This is a genomic window from Shewanella sp. MR-4 (genome assembly GCF_000014685.1).
Lineage (GTDB): Bacteria > Pseudomonadota > Gammaproteobacteria > Enterobacterales > Shewanellaceae > Shewanella.
This window is the reverse complement of sequence record NC_008321.1, coordinates 4,633,594-4,655,558: the sequence shown is the minus strand read 5'-3', so window position 1 is coordinate 4,655,558 and position 21,965 is coordinate 4,633,594. Positions and strand designations below refer to the sequence as shown.

Sequence of the window (21,965 nt, the reverse complement as noted above, 5' to 3'; positions counted from 1 at the left end):
GTTTACGGCTTGGTGCGATATTTTTAAGTTGTTGATTTTTATATTTTTAAAATATTTGTGTGAGTTCAATACTGTTTCTTGAAAAATCTTCCTGATTTGTGGATTTTTTCTTGACTCCGTAAAATACCTAAAGGCTGCGTTAATTTTCACCGACCCTTAGATTCGACGAACTAAGTTAGCATGATTTTTAAGCAGATCAACCATTTTGTTTACAGTTTGTTAAAACCAAATGACATAAGAAGGATATTTATAATGAAAAAAATCGCAGTATTGCTCAGTGGGTGCGGTGTTTTCGATGGAACAGAGATCCATGAATCGGTTTTAACGTTATTATCTCTGTCGAAAGCCGGGGCTCAATATCAATGTTTTGCTCCTGATATCAATCAGATGCATGTTGTTAATCACTTCACGGGCGAAGTAGACAAGACGGCGACACGAAATGTGCTGGTTGAATCGGCACGTATCGCCCGCGGCGAAGTAAAAGCTACCACCGAACTCGATATTACCGATTTCGATGCACTGGTTATCCCTGGCGGATTTGGGGCGGCGAAAAATCTGTGTAACTTCGCCACTAATGGTAGTGAGTGTGAAGTGAATCCACTCGTTACTGATTTTATTAATGAATTTATTCTAGCGAAAAAGCCTGTCGGCTTTATTTGTATCGCGCCTATGATGATCCCGCGTTTATATGGACATGGCGCTAAGGGCACTATCGGGAATGATGTGGATACGGTAGCAGCCTTTAATCTGATGGGCGGCCATCATCAGGCGGCGACTGTGCATGATATCGTGGTAGATGAGGTGAATAAGATTGTCAGCACGCCCGCTTATATGCTTGCGGGGAACATTGCCGAGGCGCACTCTGGCATCGAGAAGCTGGTTGCCAAAGTATTAGAGTTGGCCAAGTAACGGCACCTAAATGCAGCAGGGTAAGCCTTAAGGCTTACCCTGCTTTTTAATCGAGCATGGAAGCAATCGCGGTAAGTTAGCGAGTGGCTTTACTGCGACTATCGAACCAGCCTTGGGCGAGACCTATCAGTAATCCGCCAATATGGGCGCCATTCGCAACTGACACGCCTAAGAAATCCGTAAAGCCTAACATCAGCCAAATCAACATAAATCCCATGTAGGAGGGCGGTAAACCTATTCCTGCTGCGGGTTTACGGATCCCCATGACCCAAGTGTAACCGGCGACGGCATACACTACGCCCGACAGTCCGCCAAAGTTGGGGCCGCTAACATAGTATTGGACGACATTGGGTAAAGTACCGGCGACCAGTAGCAGGATTAACAGCGGGGCTGTACCTATGCGAGTCTCGATTTTTCCACCCAAATACCACCACCAGAGTAAGTTGAAGATGATATGCATGGCCGAAAAGTGCATCAGGCTTGGGGTAAACACGCGCCAGAATTGACTAACACTGGTGTCAGGCACTGCACCGAAATAGGAGAGCGTTTCATAAACCGGGCCGCCGAAGCCTAAATTCATCGCGGCATAAATCAGTACACAGAGGCCAAAGATGATAAGAGTAACTGGGCCTGCACCTGTGATAAATTGCGCAAAAAGCTGTAAAGAAGGGGCGCCATAGTCGAGCTTAGTATGAGTATCACCATGCTCCCATGAGGCTTGTAAGTATTTGTTATCGTAAGGATTAGCGATAAAATGGGCGAACTCTTTACGGGCTTGCTCGGCATCTTGATCGCGGATAACCAGAATAGCGACTCCCTGCGGCAATGGCTGAATCTGGCAGTCTATCTGTTCACCTTTAAGGTAATCGACAAAGGCCTGCGCGGCTCTGCTGTTGGGGAGTCTGCCAATCTCTATCATGCATTGGCCTCATGCCAAGCGCTAAAGCCACCATCTAGGCTATAGACATCATCAAAGCCTTGTTCACAAAGGTATTGCGCGGCATTTTGGCTGCTGATGCCATGGTAGCAAACCACCACTAAAGGACTGTCCATATCCGCTTGGCCAATAAAGTGCGCCAGATTCTCGTTATTCAAATTAAATGCGCCATCAATGTGGCCGTTGTTAAAGCTGTGACCATCGCGAATATCGACGATTTGCACTGACTTTGACTCGGTCATTTGCACTAATTGATTCACGCTGAGGTGTTTAAAGGAAGACATAATAAAACCTGAAATAACTGAAAAGGGATAAGCGATGGGATAAGTGTGCAACATGGGGCTGCATGTGTACAGCCCCGTGATTGGCATAGCTAAGAGAATTAATCCCAGCTGAGGATGACTTTACCGGATTGGCCCGAGCCCATAGCGTCGAAGCCTTTTTGGAAATCATCAATCTTGTAGTGGTGCGTGATGATAGGCGAAATATCTAAGCCAGATTGGATCAAGCTTGCCATCTTGTACCAAGTTTCGAACATTTCACGGCCGTAAATGCCTTTGATGACCAGACCCTTGAAGATCACTTTGCTCCAATCAATCGCCATTTCGCCACCCGGGATACCGAGCATCGCGATTTTGCCACCGTGGTTCATGGTATCTAACATGGCGTGGAAGGCTGACGGTACGCCAGACATTTCTAGACCCACGTCGAAGCCTTCGGTCATGCCGAGTTCTTTCATCACGTCTTTCAGGCTTTCCTGAGCCACGTTAACGGCGCGGGTAGCACCCATTTTACGGGCTAACTCTAAGCGGTATTCATTAACATCGGTAATGACCACATGGCGAGCACCAACGTGGCGACATACGGCCGCAGCCATAATACCGATAGGGCCCGCGCCAGTGATTAACACGTCTTCGCCCACTAAGTCGAATGACAGCGCTGTGTGCACTGCGTTACCGAACGGGTCGAAGATAGACGCTAAATCATCGCTGATATCATCGGGAATTTTGAAGGCGTTAAAGGCTGGGATCACTAAGTATTCGGCAAATGAACCTTCGCGGTTTACACCCACACCTGAGGTGTTGCGGCATAAATGGGTGCGACCAGCGCGGCAGTTACGACAGTGGCCGCAGGTGATATGGCCTTCGCCAGAAACGCGGTCACCAATTTTAAAGCCACGAACTTCTTGACCGATATCAACCACTTCACCCACATACTCGTGACCTACCACCATAGGCACAGGAATGGTTTTTTGTGACCATTCGTCCCAGTTGTAGATGTGCATGTCGGTGCCACAAATGGCGGTCTTTTTAATCTTGATCAGCAGATCGTTGTGGCCCATTTCAGGCTTAGGCGCATCGACTAACCAAATGCCTTTTTCGGCTTTTAACTTGCTTAGTGCTTTCATTTTGTAGGGTCCTAAATAATCGCCATTTCTTTAGCGATACGGGTAAAGGCTTCAATCGCTTTGTCGAGTTGCTCACGGGTGTGGGCCGCCGACATTTGCGTACGAATACGGGCTTGTCCCTTTGGCACGACAGGGAATGAGAAGCCGATAACGTAAATATGTTCTGCTAATAAACGGTTAGCGAAATCGCTCGCCAGTTTGGCATCGCCAATCATCACAGGGATAATCGCGTGGTCTGCACCGCCTAAGGTAAAGCCTGCCGCGGACATTTTTTCGCGGAAATAACGGCTGTTTTCCCATACCGCTTCACGCAGTGCTTGGCCCGATTTGAGCATCTCTAATACATGGATAGAGGCCGTTACAATCGAAGGCGCCAATGAGTTAGAGAATAGGTAAGGGCGAGAGCGTTGGCGTAACCAGTCGATGACTTCTTTTTTACCTGAAGTAAAACCGCCCGATGCGCCGCCTAAGGCTTTGCCTAAGGTGCCAGTGATAATATCGACACGGCCCATTACGCCACAGTGTTCGTGCGAACCACGGCCGTTGAGGCCAACAAAGCCCACGGCATGTGAGTCATCAACCATGACTAATGCGCCGTATTTATCGGCTAAATCACACACGCCTTGCAGATTGGCGATCACGCCGTCCATTGAGAATACGCCGTCGGTGGCGATAAGAATATTGCGCGCGCCAGCGGCTTTTGCGGCGATCAATTGCGTCTCTAAATCCGCCATATCGTTGTTGGCGTAACGGAAACGTTTGGCCTTACATAAGCGCACGCCATCGATAATAGAGGCATGGTTTAAGGCGTCGGAGATAATCGCATCTTCGGCATCTAACAGGGTTTCGAACAGACCTGCGTTGGCGTCGAAGCAAGAAGAATACAGAATCGTGTCTTCCATGCCGAGGAATTCACTCAGGCTGGCTTCGAGTTGTTTGTGGATGTCTTGGGTTCCACAAATAAAACGGACTGAAGCCATACCAAAGCCGTGGCTGTCTAAGCCTTGCTGTGCGGCTTTAATCAGTTCAGGGTGGTTGGCTAGGCCTAAGTAGTTGTTGGCGCAAAAGTTAACAACTTCTTGGTGATTAACTTGAATGGCGGTCTGTTGCGGTGAGGCAATAACACGCTCGCTTTTATATAAACCTTCGGCTTTAACATCGGCAAGCTGTTGATTAATCTGTGCGTAGAATGAGGTAGAGGCCACCTGATATCTCCTTAGTTAACTTTATTCTGATTCTGGGAGTTGCGGCATTCTAACGCTAAACCCTATCGGCCTACAGCCTTTTTTTCATGCAGGTTAGCTAGATAAATTAGTTTAGGGCTAAAGGGGGTGTTACATTATAAAAACTAATGTGCAACATGCTTGATGGTGATGAGTTTAGTATGTTGTATTACAGCCCTGTGCGAAAATTGAGCCCGCATTTAGCACCCATAACGCTTAGAGTTTAGTGCTAAATGCGATGGCTTGGGGCGATTAGAGTGAATCTTGGGTCGCTAGCTCGTGATAGTGTTGCTCTAAACGGCTGAAGGTCGCTTGAGATGTTGGGGTGGCGTAGGCCTTAAAAATCATCAATACCCGCAGTACACCTTCGTACAGAATGCCTTTAGTGATGGTTGAAGTGCTGGATTGGGTGAGTTGATAACCAATCCAAAAACTCACAATCATCTTAATGGTGTCGGCAAGTTGGGTGATTTTGTCATTGTCGATATTTAAAAAACCATCCTGCTTGAGTTTATCCAGCACGTGGCTCGAACGCGTTAATACTTGCTGCTGCGCCTGCAGATAACGGCTTTTTAATTCTTCATCGCGGGCGAGAATATCGGCAAGATTGGCGTACATAAAACGGAATTGCCACAGGGTATAAAACATCGCGTCGAAATAGCCGATCAATTGCTCAACATTGACTTGCTCGCCTTCATAGGGTTGGAATCCCGATTCTAGGTGCGCCTCGTAGAGACTGAAGATCGAGCGGATAATGTCTTCCTTATTACGGAAGTGATAATAAAGATTCCCGGGACTCATATTCAGGTGAGCGGCAATATGATTGGTGGTGATATTTCGTTCGCCGTGCTCATTGAATAGCTCAAGGCTGGCATAGATGATTTTGTCGCGGGTTTTCATATATTTTCCAAGTGGCTAGTGAACGCTACAAATTGATTAAAGAAGGCTAACCAACGACCGCTACACTGCTGGTAAATTATCCCTAATTTAAAATCGTATGGATTCATCCCAATGAACAAAAATTCAATACGATTGATATCCCCAAACAATCTCAAGATGCTGAAACTCGTATCTTGAGGTCGCTTGGGGATATTATGCTAACATTGCCGCTATTCATCAGGCAAAAACTCATAAGCACGATTTTTATGAATCGATTTTTTTACAGTGTGCTGCTTTATCTATTATCCCCTCTGCTCATTGTCTATTTGGCGTTCCGTGCCATTAAAAGCCCTGATTACCGTGGCCGCTGGGGCGAACGTTTCGGATTAACACGACTGGCACCAACGGATTTACTGATCCACTCGGTTTCCATGGGCGAAACACTGGCGGCGATTCCGTTAATCCGCCAGATCCAACAGGTTCATCCACAGCTTAAGATTACGGTCACAACCTCAAGCCCGACGGGTTCTGCTGAGGTGCGTAAAGCCTTTGGTGATCAAGTGCAGCATTGCTACTTACCCTTCGATTTGCCTTGGTGTGTGAACCGCTTTCTGCGCCAGTTATCCCCTAAATGGTGCATCATTATGGAGACTGAGCTGTGGCCGAATCTCGTGGCGCTGGCGGCTAAGCGCGGTGTGCGCTTGATGCTCGCTAATGCTAGGTTGTCGGCTAAATCGGCGGCGCAGTATGCCAAGCGTCCACAGTTGAGTCGCCCCATGTTGCAACGTCTAGATGTCATCGCGGTGCAGACGCAAGCCGAGGCGCAGCGATTTATCGACCTTGGGGTGCCTGCTGATAGAGTCACAGTTTGCGGCAGTTTGAAGTTTGATTTAACTATCACCCCTGAACGATTAACCCTAGCGCGAGAGCTAAGGCAGACTTGGGGGAAAGAAACGGCGCCCGTGTGGGTGGCTGGGAGTGTTCACCCCGGTGAGTTTGATGCCGTGCTGAGCGCCCATAAGCAGTTGCTTGCCAAGTGGTCAGAGGCGTTATTGGTGATTGCGCCACGTCATCCTGAGCAGTTTGCGGCGGTGGCCGATGTAGTCGCCAGCCAAGATTTTGAATTTATGCGCCGCAGTGAGGCTCAAGCGATTACTGCCACGACGCAGGTGCTGGTGGGGGATACCATGGGTGAATTGTTAACCTTCTATGGCGCTGCCGATCAAGCCTTTGTGGGTGGGACGTTAATTGAAAATGGTGGCCATAATCCCTTAGAGCCCGTGGCCATGGGCGTACCTGTGATGGTGGGGCCGAATCATTGGGATTTTGCCCAAATTACCCAAATGTTGGCAGATGCTGGCGGCCTGCGGATTGTGAGTTCAGGCCAAGAGTTGGGTGAGAATTTAATTCAGTATTTTGAGCAACCTGCGTTACGCCAACAAGCCGCAGAGGCAGGTCTTGCCGTGGTAGAGGCTAATCGTGGTGCCTTGCAGCGTCAGTTTGCTCTAGCCGAATCCTTACTCTCGCGCCAAACTGCCTAACGCTATTCAGGTCTCTAGGCTTGGGGAATAACTGAGTGATAGCCCGCGAGCAGAGCCGTCCAGTCGGCGGGCGTGAAGGCGAGTGTAGGCTGTTTTCCTTGTTCTTTATTGAAGGAGCGTAGCAACCTATCAAGGTTCGCCTTATGCCATTGGGCATGGGGCGTTTTGATCTCACCCCGGTCAAAATCAATCAGATAGAAACGTTCTTGTACGCTATCCGCTTGCTGTGGTTGCCACAAAATATTTTTCGCGTTTAAGTCGGCATGGTAAACGCCGCGGCGATGAAATTGGGCAATGGTGGCGCCGAGTGCTTGCCACTGCTCTGGAGTCATAGCGCCTTTGGTTAACTTGGCGACCAAGTCTTCGGCGCCATCGACTCGCTCGATAATAATGTCGGCACGGTAAAACAAGCCATCGCGCACAATATTGGCGGCAATAGGCTTAGGCACCGCAAATTGTTCACGGTAGAGCAGATCGAGCAGCCTTAATTCGCCCATGGCGCGGGTGTTTTCAAGTCCGGTATAGAAGTAGGCATCCTTACTGAATTTCTCCATCAGGCCGCCGCGCCAGTAATGTCGCAACACCCAATGGCGCTCGCTAAAGGCCACAAACCAAGTGGTGTAACGTCCCTTGGATGATCCCACTACCGCGGCTTTTTCACGCCAGAAATCCACCGAAAACCAAGCTGGAGTGATGTCTTCAGGCGTATCTTGGCAAAGTGCCATATAGCCATCGGCGGTATTTATGATTTTGATTTGTGCGTTCATGGGAGATTTGTTGACTTAAGCGTGGCACCTGCGGCCATTCTACATTAAGATCCTTAGCTTGCGCCAAATAACCTTAAGAGCTATTCGCTTGAGTCTAAATCCCAACACCATGAATTCTCTCTGCCTGCTTAGGCTATCGGCTATCGGTGACGTCTGTCATGCCGTGGCTATGGTGCAGGCGATTCAACGCCAATATCCCCAGCTCAAAATCACTTGGGTGATAGGCAAGCTCGAATACCAACTATTAAAGCACTTGTCTGGTATTGAGTTTGTGATTTTCGATAAATCCCAGGGCTGGCGCAGTTACTTTAATCTGTATAAGGCGCTGAAAGGCCGTCGCTTCGATGTTTTGCTGCATATGCAAGTGGCGCTGCGTGCTACCTTGGCCTCCCTCGCGATTTCGGCAAAGATTCGGGTCGGATTCGACCGTGCCCGCGCCAAAGAAGGTCAATGGCTGGTCACCAATCATAGGGTCGAACCTTTAGCAAAGCCCCATGTGCTGGACGGCTTTATGGGATTCGCCAAGGCGATTGGCGTTAGCGATATCACCCCGAGTTGGAATATTCCAGTCCCTCAGGCGGATACTGAATTTGCCCAGCGCCAGATTGCCGATGGCGAGAAGGTATTGGTTATTTGCGCGGCCGCCAGTAAAGCCGAGCGTAATTGGCTGCCCGAGCGTTATGCGGCAGTAGCGCAACATGCGGTGAATAAGGGTTACCGAGTCATTCTCTGCGGTGGCCCTACAGCACTTGAAAAGACATTGGCCGACGATATTGCCAATGCATGTTTTGCGAAACTCGATAACTTAGTCGGTAAAACCAGTTTGACTCAATTGCTGGCTCTGCTGAAACGCGCCAGCCTAGTGCTAGCGCCCGATACTGGCCCTGCACACATGGCGGTCACGCAAGGGACGCCTGTCATAGGTTTATATGCCCATTCCAACCCAGGCCGCACCGGGCCTTATTTATCGCAGCAATATGTGGTGAGTGCCTACCAAGAGGCCATCGCCTCACAGCAAAGCGGTGAGGTGAAATGGGGCACCCGTGCTAAGGGTGAGCACCTTATGGCGCTAATTAGTGTCGAAGCCGTGATTGAGAAATTTGATCAGGTTATTCAGCAGACACACAGTTAACCACTGTTAGCCTGTCACCCTGAGTTTTAGATTATCGTTTAGGAGAAAAATCATGCGGATAGCCATAGCCATCGACAGTTTAGCGGGTGGTGGAGCCGAGAAGGTCATGATTACCTTGGCAAAGCAGTTTATTAGCCTAGGGCATGAGCCGCATTTTTTGGTCATGGAAGATAATCGTTATTACGAAACCCCTGAAAATTTACCTGTTCATCAATGCTTTGCCGACAAAGATAAAGATTATGACCACTTCGGGCGCCTAGGGGCATCGGTCGATAAGTTACGGGCAAAGATTGCCGAGATTGAGTCCCGAGTCGGTAAGTTCGATCTGTTTTTATCTAATCTTGATAAAACCAATTTGATGATGACCAAAACTGGGGTGACACCACTCTATGTGATTGTGCATTCATCGGTTGAAGAAGAGTTGAGTCGTCAGTTTAAGTTAGGCCCCTTCGCCTACTATAAGAAACTGCGGGCGAAAAAAGCGCTCAATGGCCAGCATTTGATCACTGTTTCCAACGGCATCGCCAAAGAGATTCAAGCTAAGGGACGCTTGCAGCCAGCATCCATGCGAACTATCTACAATCCATTTGAATTTAATGAGATTGTTGCTCAGTCACAGCAAGATAATCCGCAAATCCCTCAGGGTGACTATCTGATCCACGTGGGGCGTTTTGCTAAGCAGAAGCGCCACGATGTGCTGTTTGAGGCCCTTAAGCAGACCCAAAATCAGTTACCCGTGGTGCTGTTATGCCATAACCACAAGAAGGCGATTAAAGCGGCGAAGAAATACGGCATCGAGAAGCGCTTAATCATTCCTGGATTCCAGAGTAATCCTTTTCCTTGGATCAAACGTGCGAAAGCACTGGTGCTGAGTTCCGATTTCGAAGGATTGCCGACGGTATTAATCGAATCCTTAGCCTGCGGCACGCCAGTGGTCAGTACCGATTGCCCACATGGGCCGAATGAGATTTTGACCGGAAATTTGGCCCCCTATCTTGTGCCCCGTCGTAATCCTGCGGCCTTGGCCAAGATGATTGACGCCGTGGTCGCCCAGCCGCCATCCCTCGACAATGTGGAGATTTTAGCTAAGGTGGATGCGACTGCGATTGCCGAACAATATCTCGCGCTAGCGAAATAATTTACCCGAGGAGAAAGCGGTGGAAGCGCGTAAATCAAATAAAAGACGTTATTTGTTCTACATAGCACAGAACTATTCCTATGCGATGCTAAGGCCGCTGCAGCAAGTGATTCTGGCGCGTGGCGATGAGGCGTGTTGGTTCCTCGAAGGCCGTGAAGTCGACCCCAAATTCCTTAAAGCGGATGAAAAACGCTTACCCGATATCGATGCCGTTAAGGCATGGAAACCCGATGCCGTGTTCGTGCCGGGTAACGTAGTGCCAAGCTTTATCCCTGGAGTAAAAGTGGGGGTGTTCCACGGTTTTAATGCGGGCAAAATGAATCATAAGGGGCGAGAAGATCACTTCGAAATCCGCGATTGCTTTGACTTGTATTGCACCCAAGGGCCGGCGACGACGCTGCCGTTCCTTGAGCTAGAGAAAAAAATCGGCACCTTTACCGTGGCTGAAACGGGTTGGCCAGCGCTCGATCCTTTATTTATTGAAAATAAAGATAATCCTTACATAAAGTCCGATGATCCACGGCCCGTAGTGCTGTTTTGCTCGACATTCTCCCCCAGTCTGACCTGTGCGCCTGAGGTATTCGAGCAGATTAAAGCCCTGTCGCAAAAGAGCCAGTGGCGCTGGCTGGTACAATTCCATCCTAAGATGAAGCCAAGTATTGTTGAGCAATACAAGACTCTCGAAAATGAGAATCTGCAGTTTGTGGAAACCGACAACGTGATCCCGCTTCTGCAGGCGGGAGATGTGATGCTCTGCGATACATCCTCGATTTTATTGATGTTTTTAATGCAGCGTAAGCCAGTGGTGACCTTTAAAAATCAGTCACCGAAGGCGCATTTAATCGATATTAACCGAGTCGAAGAGATTGAACCTGCACTCACTAGAGCGCTCAGCCGCCCCGATGATTTGATGGCGCATATCCATGATTATTGCAATCAAATTCACCCCACGGGAGATGGTCAGTCTAGCCAGCGTGTACTCGCGGCGACCGATGCCTTGATCGATAAGGGAACCGCTTGGCTTAAACCTAAGCCATTGAACCTACTGCGACACTTTAAAATGCGCCGCAAGTTAGGCTATTGGAGGTTTTGATAAAATTTTGATTTATGATTAGTTTAAATTTATTTTGAGATAAAAATGAAAGAACTGACTTTTGTTGTGCAAGGACCTTACTTTCCGCATACAGATAGAAATCATATTTCTTCTGATGAATGCTTTAGAACTTTACGAAAATATTTTCCTGATTCCAAAATAATATATTCAAGGTCAGATAACGTCGTGATCCCTCTTGAAGTATTATCTTTGATAGATCTTATAGTTTGTCCTGATGACGTAGGCCCTAATCAGGCCGGATGTATCAACTCAATTCCAAAATTTGAGAATGTGAATAGACAAATACATGGCGTTGTAGCCGGATTGGAGTTAGTCGAATCTATTTATTGTTGTAAAGTTAGATCTGATTTTAAATTTATCAATAATAACTTGATAGATATTCTCCCTTCTTTATTGGTTAAAGCCAGTAGATTTAAAGGACGTTTGACCATATTGGATATATACAGTCGCACAGAGTACTTTAAATTTGGTGGAAGGAGTTATGTTGATTATCACTTAAGTGACTTTATATTTATAGGATATTCTGAAGATGTTATAAAGTATTGGAAAGGTGAGCTTTTTGGCGATACAGACAAAAATTATCTTCATTATGATGACTATAGGACTGTCGAACAAATGTTGGGGCGACGTTTTTATAAGAACTATTTTTCAAATATTGAAATAAATTCTGAGCGAAATGTTAGTCTTGAGGAGTGTTTGTTGGCAAAGTCAAGAATTCAAGAAGATTTTAATTTTTTGTCATTTAAAAAGCTAGGCTTAGATATTCCTCGTAGATTTAAACGACCTTATAGAGATCAGGCATACTTTATCAATGGAAATATATTTGGGAGATTAGTATATAATCTATATTTTATAAATAAATTTATTTTGAAAAAGTCTGGACTAAGAGATTTTTGGAATAAGTTAAAAAAATAAATTAAACCTACAATGCATGTTTTATGCATTGTAGACTAAGATTTTTAATCATTTATTGATAGAAAGTCTTTATATTCCGAAGGGACTCCGCAAAATATGACATCCTCTCTAGATATTAAATTATAATGTATTTTTTTATTTTTTCTTATGAGATAGTTATACAGCGGTGCTACATATAGTTCTCCCTTTTCCCATTCTTCTATAGGGAGACGTATGTAATTATTATATGCATCTATGTAATCTTTACTGCTTTTAAAATAATACAACCCAGTGCAGCATAATTTGGATATAGGTTTTTTCTCAGTAGTTAAGTCAATCAACGTTGTTTCATTGGAAATTGCTCTCACAAATGACCAGTTATCTCCTTCGCCCTGAAATACTTCTAAGTAGCCATCTCCGAGCGCTTCTAATTCCGGGTATATAAATCCTGGTCTAAATGTGTCTATATTGAAAATAGTGATTGGTTCTTCTGTTTTGTTAATCTCTTTTAAGCCGAGAAAAACTGTCTCAGCCTGTCCCTTTGTATTTTCATGAAGAACTATTATTTTGAAGTTTTTTATGCCTAGGATCTCTGATTTTTTTCTTACAAAATTAGGAGTCTCATAGCTATCTCGAACTATAAAAATAAACTCTTCGCTTTTGAAATATTTTTCAAAGCTTTTAACTGAGTGCTCAAACAGCGATAATCCATGGGCTAGTAACATATATTTTGGTTGCTCATATCCTTCTTTAAAAAATCGACTACTTAGTCCTGCCATTGGGATTACAATCATTTTATAAGCTCCTTCATAATACTGTAAATTCTGAAAGCATTAGCAAATAGCCCTGATTGCCTATATTTATCATCAGAGTGTAATGTTAGCATGGATATGAAAAGTTGAATTTGCATGGCATATATATTTAACGGTGTTAGATTGTAATGTTTGCAAACCTTATTTAAAAACGACGACTTTATTTTGTCGATTTTGTTATCGTTTGGTAAGGTTATTGATAATTCTCTTTTAGCGTAGTCAACACTTGTTTGATGGTAACCAGCAATAATCCAATCATACATTCCTAATACGGAGTGACTTAGCTTAGCTATATCATATAAAATATCACCATAAATGCTGATTTGTCCTTGATGTGTAATTCCTCTTGGGTCTATGACTTTTATCTTGTCAGCTCTGAAATCATACAAAATATTGCTAAAGCAAAAATCTCCATGCATTAATGTTGCGTGCTTACTTTCTGCTGGAAGATATTGTTTGCTTAGATCTAAAATATCTAAAATGCTACACTTGATGTTTTTGTTAAATGTCCACTTTTCGTCAATTTTTATTTTTTCACTCAAGAGATAATCATTTAATCTATCTTTTGTTTTTACGGTTAGTAATTCATTGAAAAATTTAACATTTTTAACATTTTTTACTTCTTTACAATAGTCAATGAATTTTATGCAATGAGTGAAAATGTTATCCCAAATGCTAGTTGGAATCTCAGTGAAAACAAATAATTCATTCAAGGAAATGTTGTGAAGATATTCTAAAGAGTAGCTATAATTTCCTAGTTTATCTTCAGTGCAACCCAAATATTGTGGGGTATAAACTCTGAGCATTGGTGGTATTGATTCAAACCAGTTTGCTTCGGCAAGAATTTTATTATTATTTTTGCTAGATTTTGTAATCTGTGTTTGGTTTATTTTCAGATCATTGAAAGCTCTTTGTGTCGTAAATGCTGTTTTTGAGTGGTAATATGTGTTTATATGACCAAAATCATACCACTTTTTAACTTTAAAATTTGATAATCCATTTTCATTATTGTAACGATTTACTCCATTAATAAAGTCCCAGCGCTCAATTGTGATACATTTTATTAGTTTTTTTGGATGGGTGAAGTTAAAATAACCACATATAATTTGTTGGTTTTCTTTCCAGCTAATTTCGTTTTTTGTTGAGAAAGTGGACCATGTATAGTTATCTAGTGTATTAGCTGTTGCTATAATATCGCATTCTGTTGGATAACTCTCCAGTAATGTATCTCCAAAGAGAATGCTAAGTGAATTTGAAGACATTTCTTCTGCAATGTTTAAACTGGTGACAATAGCTTCGCCGATAGAAAGGTTTACTGGTGTACGAATAATGTTAATGTTATGGGCGGCTAGCCACGAATTGTCCACTTCAGGAATTTTATAAGAGTCTGGTAAGGAAAGGTAAATACTCTTTCCCTTAGGAATTTTTTGTATTTGATGCTGAAATAGCCGTCTGTTACCTAAAGGTAGAAAGGCTGGTGGTATTGTTCCGAATTCAGCTTTAAGATCTTCGGTAACATATGCACCAGACATAATTAAAAACATATATTTTCCTTGTTTAGTAGACTTTTTATTTCACTTAAATCCATGCTTAAAAACTCAGATGGGCGAATAGCTTTATCATCAATATAAAATCCATCATTACCACACCAGGGCTTTCCTACTATAATTTCATCATAAGGAACTTCATGTTTATCTAGCCACTTTATTATTTTTGGTAAAGTATGTATGTTGATTTTTCCAATGTTTCCATCGTATGTTCGCATATTCCTTGCTGTTGCAATTACAATGCTAAATCCAGAGGTTTTATATTCTTTAAGTTTCTCAATTAACGCTGTGTTAGGTAAAACTTTTTCATAGTCAGTAGTATTCGCTAGTGTAATAGTTCCGTCCAAATCGACAATTAATTTTTTCACATTAACTCCAAGTACTCTCATTGAGAATAATTTAAATTGCTAAATTAACATATTGAGCGGCAATATATTGGCTGTCTACGGCCTTTAATATTTCTAGATTGTCTAAAGCTGGTGGTGAGGCCAAACACTCCAGCGCTTTTTGTGCCAACAGCGCAGGTTGGCGAACGGGGACGAGATATTGGGCCAAATGCCCTGTGAGAATTTCATTTGGCCCGTGTGGACAATCAGTACTGACGACAGGTGTGCCACAGGCTAAAGACTCAATAACAACAGTCGGTAAACCTTCAAAATCTGAGCTGAGTAGCATCAACTCGGCTTTGGCAATCCAGGCGTAGGGATTGTGTTGAAACCCAGGTGTGATGATTCTGTGTTCGACACCATATTTCTTGGCGAGTTTGCGTGCCTTCTTTGGGCGATTGCACAGCAGGACAAGCTTAGGGGCCGTTGGCATATCCCTGAGTGCCTTAAATAAAATGTCGTGGCGCTTTTGCCGTGTCACACGGCCGACATGGATCATATAAGGTTCGCTTGGGATCTCGGCAATTTCTTCCTGAGTCTTCTTACGGATTTCTTCCAATCTAAAGGGATTATAGATGGTCTGAACGCTTTGTGGCTTCAGCCAAGAAGTGGCTCTAAGCTCATCGGCGATGCCATTGGAAACAGTAATGATCTTTTTGCCAATCAGTGCCTTGGCTTTTTTCCAGCGGCGCCAGAAATGCACTGGACCACGCTTTAATTCCATCAATAGCTCTTGCTTAAGGGCGCAATGGCAAAAGTAGTAGCAGGGTTCGAAGTCGCAGCCGGAAACGACGACATCGCAGTCGGTCGAGTTACTTAAAAATAGCGAGAACTTACCCGATTGTTCCGCTTCGGCCACCTTGGCCTTCAGGTGTTGTCTTTGCTCCTGTAGAGTTGGCTTTTGGCCAGCTTCATACAGGTAATGAATCGTCACATTTTCTGGTGGCATAAAATCCCCTTCTTTATGGAACACAAAGAGGTGAACATCTTGCCCGGCTTCCTGCAGCACTTCGGCCTGAGATAAGGCGATTTTGACCGTGCCGTTCGAGAAAAAGTTATGGCAAAAAATGGCGATTTTTTTCATATAAATGCTCTGATTACGTGGACTTAATCGGTTGTGGTGTGGTTTCTATCTGGGTTGATTTGACGAAAACCAGCTACCTACTTAATCCAATATAGCGAGTCGGCATTATATCAGTTCATCCCTTTACATGGGCTTAATCCAAGGAATTCTTGCCAGTATTTCAATTTTTAGCGGGATTTTCAGCGGTTTTTATCGGGATGATTCACTCAAGTGGCTAAAACGAGTAGACTGGCGGCAATGTTTTTTGGGTATCTATCTGAGTCGAGTCAGCAAAGTGCACACAAGAGCGATTTATCCTGGGACCTTCGATCCCATTACCAATGGTCATGCCGATTTGATTGAGCGTGCGGCTAAGTTGTTTAAGCATGTGATTATTGGCATTGCGGCCAATCCATCTAAGCAGCCAAGGTTTACTCTTGAGGAGCGCGTTGAGCTAGTAAACCGCGTCACGGCCCATTTGGATAATGTGGAAGTGGTTGGTTTTTCGGGTCTGCTGGTGGATTTTGCCAAGGAACAGCGTGCGAGCGTGCTGGTGCGTGGTTTGCGTGCGGTTTCCGACTTTGAGTATGAATTCCAATTGGCCAACATGAATCGCAGATTAAGCCCTGATCTTGAGAGCGTGTTTTTAACACCGGCTGAAGAAAACTCCTTTATTTCTTCCACCTTAGTGAAGGAAGTCGCGCTGCATGGCGGCGATGTGAGTCAATTTGTACACCCTGAAGTGGCAAGTGCATTGGCGGCAAAACTTAATCTCGCAAAAGCCTGATAGGGCTTAATTTTCCATAAAACCTTTGAGGCATCAGGCCTCGCGATGATAATGAAAAGGATGTTATGAAGGCTTTTTTGACCCCCTCTATCCTCGCTGCTAGCGTTGCATCTGGTTTACTATTTTCTGCTTCCGTTGCTGCCGCCCCTTGGGTGGATGCCTCGGACATTTATTTAAGAGCCGATATTCAAGCACTGGCCGATGCGGGCGTGATCCGGGTGCCAGTGAATACCTTTCCCTTGATGTGGTCTGGAATTGGTGGCGACTTAGCGAAAGTCGAACCCGAGCTATTGTCTCCCCGATTAGTGCAAGCCTTTGCCCGAGTTAACTTTTACTATCAAAATGCCGTCGATAATCGCGGCAATGCTAGGGTTAAACTCTCGGGGGCGACCGATCCCGCTCGCTTCCAGCATTATGGCTCCGACTACCGTGAAAAGGGTGAGGCTAAAGCCTCATACGAATACTTAGGCTCACGTGTGGCCTATAAAACCACAGTTGCTGAGACCTACGATCCGCAAGATAACAAAAACTTCCGTCTCGATGAGTCTTATTTTGCTGTAATCATGGGGAACTGGATTGCGACCTTAGGTACGGTTGAGCAGTGGTGGGGGCCGGGATTTGATTCGGCATTGCATCGCTCTAACAATGCGCGTCCAATGCAGTCACTGTCGCTCAGCCGTAATAATGCCGCCGCCTTCGAAACGCCATGGTTATCTTGGATTGGTCCTTGGACCTTCAAGACCGGTTTTAGCATGGCAGAAAAAGAGCGTGCCGTGTCTAAAACGGCGGAATGGGATATGCGCTTTACCGCCAAACCGATCCAGCAGTTAGAAATTGGCCTGTCTTGGTCGACACTCTTTTGCGGTGAAGGGCAGAATTGCGACGTCGATTCTTGGTGGGACTCGGTGGCAAGCAATGCGGTGTGTATCGACGGTTCGGATTCTTGCTTGGCCGATCAACGCCGTGACGCTGGCCATAGAACCCAGAGCATCGATTTACGTTATGCCGACACTTGGCAGGATATCCCCGTGGGTTTGTACCTTGAGCATAGCTGTGAAAACGGCAGCGATTGCGGCTCACTTTGGGGGATAGATACTCATTTCGGCACCTCGGGTAAACAGTTCAAGCTGTTTATGGAATACTCGGACACTTTTGTTGAGTGTGGTGGCAAGGCGAATTGTTTCTATGAAGATCCTGTCTACCTGAGTGGGGCGCGTTACTACGGCAGAGCCTTAGGCTCGACCTATGATAGCGATGCTCAAGTCTTTGTGTTCGGTTTGGTTGGTCAGTTCCATAACAGCCGCGGTTTTACCTCGTTACTGCGTTATGCCAAGTTGAATAAAGACGGCACCAATGTGGCGACCACATGGGCGCCACAGCCACCGAAGGAAGACTTGCTGATGCTGGAACTTTCTTACCGTATGCCTGTGTGGAAGGGCATGTGGAGTCTGGGCGGTACAGTATCGAGATCGGAATTTGATGTACAAGAAAACGATACTAATGCGACTTTCTTCAGCAGTTTTGAATACCGTTTTTAAGCGCTAATCCAACCAAAAGGCCTGCTAATCAGCAGGCCTTTTGGTTTTCTCAGAGAGCTTACTTCGCATAAAATGCGCGGTACCACTCGACAAATCTACTCACCCCAGTATTGATATCCACTTGTGGTTTATATCCCACCGCCTTAAACAGATCTTCGGTATCGGCCCAAGTGGAATGTACATCACCGGGCTGCATGGGTAAGAATTGCTTTTTAGCCTCAATGCCGAGTGCACTTTCGAGTGCGGTAATAAAATCCAGCAATTGCACTGGGCTGCCATTACCTATGTTAAATACGCGATAGGGTGCGCTGCTATTAGCCGGTGTACCAGTTTCTACACGCCAGTCCGGTGTTGGGCGAGGAGGTTTGTCTTGTACCCTGATGATGCCCTCAACGATATCGTCGATATAGGTGAAATCACGGCTGAGATCGCCATGGTTATACACATCGATAGTGTCGCCCGCGAGAATGGCTTTAGTGAATTTAAACAAGGCCATATCGGGTCGTCCCCAGGGGCCATACACGGTAAAAAAGCGCAGGCCTGTGGTGGGTAACTGATATAGATGCGAGTATGTGTGTGACATTAACTCGTTGGCTTTCTTGGTCGCTGCGTACAGGGATATCGGATGATCGACGCTGTCCTCGGTCGAAAATGGCATCTTTTGATTCAAGCCATACACAGAGGATGAAGAGGCATACACTAGATGCTCAATCTTATGGTGGCGACAGCCCTCTAAAATGGTGAGATGCCCAACTAAATTGCTATCGGCATAGGCGAGGGGATTATCGAGGGAGTAGCGCACCCCTGCCTGTGCGGCAAGATGGATAACCCGTTGAAAACCTTGTTCTGCAAACAATGCCGCTATGCCGTCTCTGTCGGCTAAGTCCAGTTTGATAAAACGGAAATTGCTTAAGGCCTCGAGCGGTGCCAGTCGGGCTAGCTTTAGCCCAACATCATAATAGTCATTGAGGTTATCGATACCGACAACTTCATGGCCCTGTGCGCAGAGGCGCTCACTGACTTTAGCGCCGATAAATCCGGCGGCGCCTGTGACTAAGTATTTCATAGTAAACCTTTATATTTTGGACGCTTAGTCGTGATGGAACAGATCCCGGGTGTATACCTTAGCGGCGACATCTTCGAGTTCATTGGCCATACGGTTAGAAATAATCACATCGCACATGGCTTTAAATTCATGTAAATCGCGGATCACTTTCGAGTTAAAAAACTCGTCTTCCTTGAGTACTGGCTCATAGACCACGACTTCGATGCCCTTGGCCTTAATGCGTTTCATCACACCTTGTACCGCCGAGGCGCGGAAGTTGTCTGAGTCGGATTTCATGATTAAGCGATAGATCCCCACTCGCTTCGGTTGCTTACTGATAATCGCGTTGGCGATAAAATCTTTGCGGGTCGTGTTGGAATCGACAATGGCGCTGATCAGATTGTTAGGCACATCGTTATAGTTGGCCAGCAATTGCTTAGTGTCCTTGGGCAGACAGTAACCGCCATAACCGAAGGAAGGATTGTTATAGTAATCGCCGATGCGCGGATCTAAACATACGCCTTCGATAATCTGGCGGGTGTTGAGCCCTCGGCTCTCCGCATAGGAGTCCAACTCATTAAAGTAGGCGACGCGCATGGCTAAAAAAGTGTTGGCAAATAACTTAATCGCTTCGGCCTCAGTACTGTCTGTGAGTAAAATCGGAATATCTTGCTTAATGGCGGCGCGAGCAAGCAGATCGGCAAAGGCTTGGGCGCGCTCTGAACGTTCACCCACTATGATCCGTGAGGGGTGCAGGTTATCATAAAGCGCCTTACCTTCACGCAAAAACTCAGGCGAAAATAAGATATTGTTACTGTTGAGTTTACTTCTCAGCCCTTCGGTAAAACCCACTGGCACCGTCGATTTGATGACAATGGTGGTGTCAGGATTCAGTGCTAGCACTTCCTTCGCCACCCGTTCGACCGACTGAGTATTAAAGTAGTTGGTTTGTGGGTCGTAATCCGTAGGAGTGGCTAAGATGACAAAATCGGCTTCTTTAACGACGTTTTTGTCGCTCGTGGCACTGAGATTTAAGGTTTTATGCTGTAGATATTCTTCAATCAGACTGTCGGCGACCGTTGGTTTACGCGCATTAACTAACGCGATGCGCTCGGGCATCAAATCAATCGCTACTACATGGTTTTGCTGGGCGAGTAAAACCGCGTTCGATAGGCCAACATAGCCCATTCCAACTACAACTATGTTCATAGGTTTTATACAGTTTGGCATTTTGTTTCTCAAACTAGCATTTTCTGCGGCATTAGAATATGTCATTTCGATGAAATTCACAGTTCCAAATTAAGTGCTCTTTTCTCGATTTTTACCCGTATACAATGCTGGGCTCGCGTTCCGTTTAATTCATAACATCCTATCAATGCAGATTTTTGTTTGCCACAATCCTATGTTACCGTACTCATGGTTATTAAGCTTGGAGCCTTAACGTGATTTCAGTCGTGATCCCCGCCAAAGATGAAGTGGGCAATATTGGCCCATTAATGAAAGAGATATGCCAAGCCCTGCAAGGGTTGACTGAGTTTGAAATTCTTGTTGTCGACGACGGTAGTCAGGATGACACTTTTGGTGAAGTTATGCACACCGCCGAGGTGATGCAATGCGATGCCAAAGCCATTCGTCACGAGCGTAGTACGGGCCAAAGTACCGCTATCTCCACTGGCGTTTTACACGCCCGCGGTAAATACATCGTCACCTTAGATGCCGATGGACAAAACGACCCTGCGGATATTCCCGCCATGTTGGCCCAATTGCCGCAAATTCATGCCGAACATTTTTGTATTGCTGGTTATCGCAAAAACCGCAAGGACACGGCGTGGAAGCGATTTCAGTCCCGCTTTGCGAATAAAGTGCGTGATGCACTGTTACACGATGGTGTACCCGATACCGGATGTGGCTTAAAACTCTTCCCCCGCGAAACCTTCCTGCGCATGCCTTACTTCGACCATATGCACAGATATATCCCAGCACTGGTGCGCCGCATGGGGGGCGAAGTGTTTATTTCTGTGGTTAATCATAGGGATCGCCAAGTAGGCGTATCTAAATATACTGCTTGGAATCGGGTCTGGGTCGGAATTGTCGACATCATGGGCGTCATGTGGCTCGGTCGCAGGGCGAAAATCGCTAAGGTCGCCCGTAGCGAAACCAGCTGGCACGATTAAGATGAAGCGACTCTATAAGGCGATTTTTATCGTCTTTATTTTGCTGGTGTTAATGTTTGCGGCCCAGCAAGGGTTATTCGAGCATGTAACCGATAGCAATTGGGTGGCACACTTTATTGCCGCTCAAGGGGTCTATGCGCTGGCGGTATTGCTGATGGTTGGCGCCTTGTTTACCGCTGTCGGTGGACCTAGGCAGGTGATCGCCTTTGTATTCGGCTTTGCCCTCGGTGGCATCTATGGTGGCTTATTTTCCACCCTGGCGGCATTGCTGGGTTGTGTGCTGGCGTTTTACACCGCGAGATTAACCATTCGAAACAGTCTGCAACGACGTTTTGGCAATCGTTTACAAAAGTTTGAGGCGCTGATCATTCATCGGACTTGGTTAAAAGTCTTAATGATCCGTCTGTTACCCGTGGGCAGTAATCTGCTGACGAATCTGTTTGCGGGGGCGACACATATCCCCGCGGGGGGATTTATGTTTGGCAGCGTGCTGGGTTATTTGCCGCAGATGCTGATTTTCAGTTTTGCGGGCGCGGGCATAGGCTTATCTGATCATAACCAACTGGGGATCAGTATCGGGCTGTTTATTATCTCGAGTCTTATCGGCGCTTACCTTTACCGTTCTAGCCTGCGTAAGCAGGTGGATGAATTGGAAAACTAAATAGGGATTA

The 21,965-nt window shown here is 45.8% G+C and carries 22 protein-coding genes; 10 read left to right on the top strand and 12 right to left on the bottom strand.

Features of this window, described 5'->3' with window-relative positions:
- Window positions 1–252: 252 nt before the first annotated feature.
- Window positions 253–909, top strand: coding sequence for an isoprenoid biosynthesis glyoxalase ElbB (gene elbB / locus SHEWMR4_RS20360; RefSeq protein ID WP_011624625.1), 657 nt, complete (start codon window positions 253–255; stop codon window positions 907–909).
- Between the two features lie 76 nt (window positions 910–985).
- On the opposite strand, the gene glpG is transcribed toward elbB, so the two are convergent.
- The 5 genes from glpG to SHEWMR4_RS20335 all read right to left on the bottom strand — a co-directional run bounded on the left by glpG (window position 986) and on the right by SHEWMR4_RS20335 (window position 5,377).
- Entirely contained in the window at window positions 986–1,828 is an 843-nt protein-coding gene (gene glpG, locus SHEWMR4_RS20355; protein WP_011624624.1) for a rhomboid family intramembrane serine protease GlpG, read from the bottom strand.
- Window positions 1,825–2,130 (bottom strand): thiosulfate sulfurtransferase GlpE, encoded by a 306-nt coding sequence (gene glpE / locus SHEWMR4_RS20350; RefSeq protein WP_011624623.1) that lies wholly within the window; start codon window positions 2,128–2,130, stop codon window positions 1,825–1,827. Before glpE ends, glpG begins: the two co-directional genes overlap by 4 nt.
- A gap of 98 nt (window positions 2,131–2,228) precedes the next feature.
- A complete protein-coding gene (gene tdh, locus SHEWMR4_RS20345) occupies window positions 2,229–3,254 on the bottom strand; it encodes an L-threonine 3-dehydrogenase (RefSeq protein ID WP_011624622.1) in 1,026 nt (341 codons plus the stop codon).
- 11 nt (window positions 3,255–3,265) lie between these two features.
- Window positions 3,266–4,459 (bottom strand): glycine C-acetyltransferase, encoded by a 1,194-nt coding sequence (locus tag SHEWMR4_RS20340; protein WP_011624621.1) that lies wholly within the window; start codon window positions 4,457–4,459, stop codon window positions 3,266–3,268.
- A gap of 270 nt (window positions 4,460–4,729) precedes the next feature.
- Complete coding sequence (locus SHEWMR4_RS20335; protein ID WP_011624620.1) at window positions 4,730–5,377, bottom strand: TetR/AcrR family transcriptional regulator; 648 nt, start codon at window positions 5,375–5,377, stop codon at window positions 4,730–4,732.
- A gap of 245 nt (window positions 5,378–5,622) precedes the next feature.
- Here SHEWMR4_RS20335 and waaA point away from each other — a divergent pair, with 245 nt between their 5' ends.
- Window positions 5,623–6,897 (top strand): lipid IV(A) 3-deoxy-D-manno-octulosonic acid transferase, encoded by a 1,275-nt coding sequence (waaA, locus tag SHEWMR4_RS20330; protein WP_041408934.1) that lies wholly within the window; start codon window positions 5,623–5,625, stop codon window positions 6,895–6,897.
- Window positions 6,898–6,911: 14 nt separating this feature from the next.
- Here waaA and SHEWMR4_RS20325 read toward each other — a convergent pair whose 3' ends face one another.
- The gene (locus SHEWMR4_RS20325; protein WP_011624618.1) at window positions 6,912–7,664 is read right to left on the bottom strand and encodes a 3-deoxy-D-manno-octulosonic acid kinase; all 753 of its coding nucleotides are present in this window, start codon (window positions 7,662–7,664) and stop codon (window positions 6,912–6,914) included.
- Between the two features lie 88 nt (window positions 7,665–7,752).
- Between SHEWMR4_RS20325 and SHEWMR4_RS20320 the strand changes: the two genes are divergently transcribed.
- Genes SHEWMR4_RS20320 through SHEWMR4_RS20305 form a run of 4 tightly spaced genes read left to right on the top strand, consistent with a single transcriptional unit; the run spans window position 7,753 to window position 11,963 of the window.
- Complete coding sequence (locus tag SHEWMR4_RS20320; protein ID WP_041408933.1) at window positions 7,753–8,796, top strand: glycosyltransferase family 9 protein; 1,044 nt, start codon at window positions 7,753–7,755, stop codon at window positions 8,794–8,796.
- Between the two features lie 52 nt (window positions 8,797–8,848).
- A complete protein-coding gene (locus tag SHEWMR4_RS20315) occupies window positions 8,849–9,934 on the top strand; it encodes a glycosyltransferase (protein WP_011624616.1) in 1,086 nt (361 codons plus the stop codon).
- A gap of 19 nt (window positions 9,935–9,953) precedes the next feature.
- Window positions 9,954–11,027: a CDP-glycerol--glycerophosphate glycerophosphotransferase gene (locus SHEWMR4_RS20310; RefSeq protein ID WP_011624615.1), complete on the top strand. Its 1,074-nt coding sequence runs from the start codon at window positions 9,954–9,956 to the stop codon at window positions 11,025–11,027.
- A 45-nt stretch (window positions 11,028–11,072) separates the two neighbouring features.
- Window positions 11,073–11,963, top strand: a complete 891-nt coding sequence (locus SHEWMR4_RS20305) for a WavE lipopolysaccharide synthesis family protein (RefSeq protein WP_011624614.1) — start codon at window positions 11,073–11,075, stop codon at window positions 11,961–11,963.
- A gap of 44 nt (window positions 11,964–12,007) precedes the next feature.
- On the opposite strand, the gene SHEWMR4_RS20300 is transcribed toward SHEWMR4_RS20305, so the two are convergent.
- The 4 genes from SHEWMR4_RS20300 to SHEWMR4_RS20285 are packed head-to-tail and all read right to left on the bottom strand — an operon-like array spanning window position 12,008 to window position 15,771.
- Complete coding sequence (locus tag SHEWMR4_RS20300) at window positions 12,008–12,736, bottom strand: glycosyltransferase family 2 protein (RefSeq protein ID WP_011624613.1); 729 nt, start codon at window positions 12,734–12,736, stop codon at window positions 12,008–12,010.
- Complete coding sequence (locus tag SHEWMR4_RS20295) at window positions 12,733–14,298, bottom strand: hypothetical protein (protein WP_011624612.1); 1,566 nt, start codon at window positions 14,296–14,298, stop codon at window positions 12,733–12,735. Before SHEWMR4_RS20295 ends, SHEWMR4_RS20300 begins: the two co-directional genes overlap by 4 nt.
- Window positions 14,289–14,669: an HAD hydrolase family protein gene (locus SHEWMR4_RS20290; RefSeq protein WP_037424029.1), complete on the bottom strand. Its 381-nt coding sequence runs from the start codon at window positions 14,667–14,669 to the stop codon at window positions 14,289–14,291. The genes SHEWMR4_RS20295 and SHEWMR4_RS20290 overlap by 10 nt, the downstream gene beginning before the upstream one ends.
- A gap of 31 nt (window positions 14,670–14,700) precedes the next feature.
- Window positions 14,701–15,771: a glycosyltransferase gene (locus tag SHEWMR4_RS20285; protein WP_011624610.1), complete on the bottom strand. Its 1,071-nt coding sequence runs from the start codon at window positions 15,769–15,771 to the stop codon at window positions 14,701–14,703.
- A gap of 274 nt (window positions 15,772–16,045) precedes the next feature.
- On the opposite strand from SHEWMR4_RS20285, the gene coaD reads away from it, so the two are divergent.
- Both coaD and SHEWMR4_RS20275 read left to right on the top strand, forming a co-directional pair.
- Window positions 16,046–16,537 carry a pantetheine-phosphate adenylyltransferase gene (gene coaD, locus SHEWMR4_RS20280; RefSeq protein ID WP_011624609.1) on the top strand — a complete coding sequence of 164 codons (492 nt, stop codon included), beginning with the start codon at window positions 16,046–16,048 and terminating at the stop codon, window positions 16,535–16,537.
- A 65-nt stretch (window positions 16,538–16,602) separates the two neighbouring features.
- Window positions 16,603–18,075, top strand: a complete 1,473-nt coding sequence (locus SHEWMR4_RS20275) for a capsule assembly Wzi family protein (protein ID WP_011624608.1) — start codon at window positions 16,603–16,605, stop codon at window positions 18,073–18,075.
- A 58-nt stretch (window positions 18,076–18,133) separates the two neighbouring features.
- Here the strand turns inward: SHEWMR4_RS20275 and SHEWMR4_RS20270 are convergent, their stop codons facing one another.
- Complete coding sequence (locus SHEWMR4_RS20270; protein ID WP_011624607.1) at window positions 18,134–19,141, bottom strand: NAD-dependent epimerase; 1,008 nt, start codon at window positions 19,139–19,141, stop codon at window positions 18,134–18,136.
- A gap of 24 nt (window positions 19,142–19,165) precedes the next feature.
- A complete protein-coding gene (locus SHEWMR4_RS20265; RefSeq protein ID WP_041408930.1) occupies window positions 19,166–20,329 on the bottom strand; it encodes a nucleotide sugar dehydrogenase in 1,164 nt (387 codons plus the stop codon).
- Between the two features lie 233 nt (window positions 20,330–20,562).
- Between SHEWMR4_RS20265 and SHEWMR4_RS20260 the strand changes: the two genes are divergently transcribed.
- The gene (locus tag SHEWMR4_RS20260) at window positions 20,563–21,294 is read left to right on the top strand and encodes a glycosyltransferase family 2 protein (protein WP_011624605.1); all 732 of its coding nucleotides are present in this window, start codon (window positions 20,563–20,565) and stop codon (window positions 21,292–21,294) included.
- Between the two features lies 1 nt (window position 21,295).
- The gene (locus SHEWMR4_RS20255; RefSeq protein WP_011624604.1) at window positions 21,296–21,955 is read left to right on the top strand and encodes a TVP38/TMEM64 family protein; all 660 of its coding nucleotides are present in this window, start codon (window positions 21,296–21,298) and stop codon (window positions 21,953–21,955) included.
- Window positions 21,956–21,965: the final 10 nt, after the last annotated feature.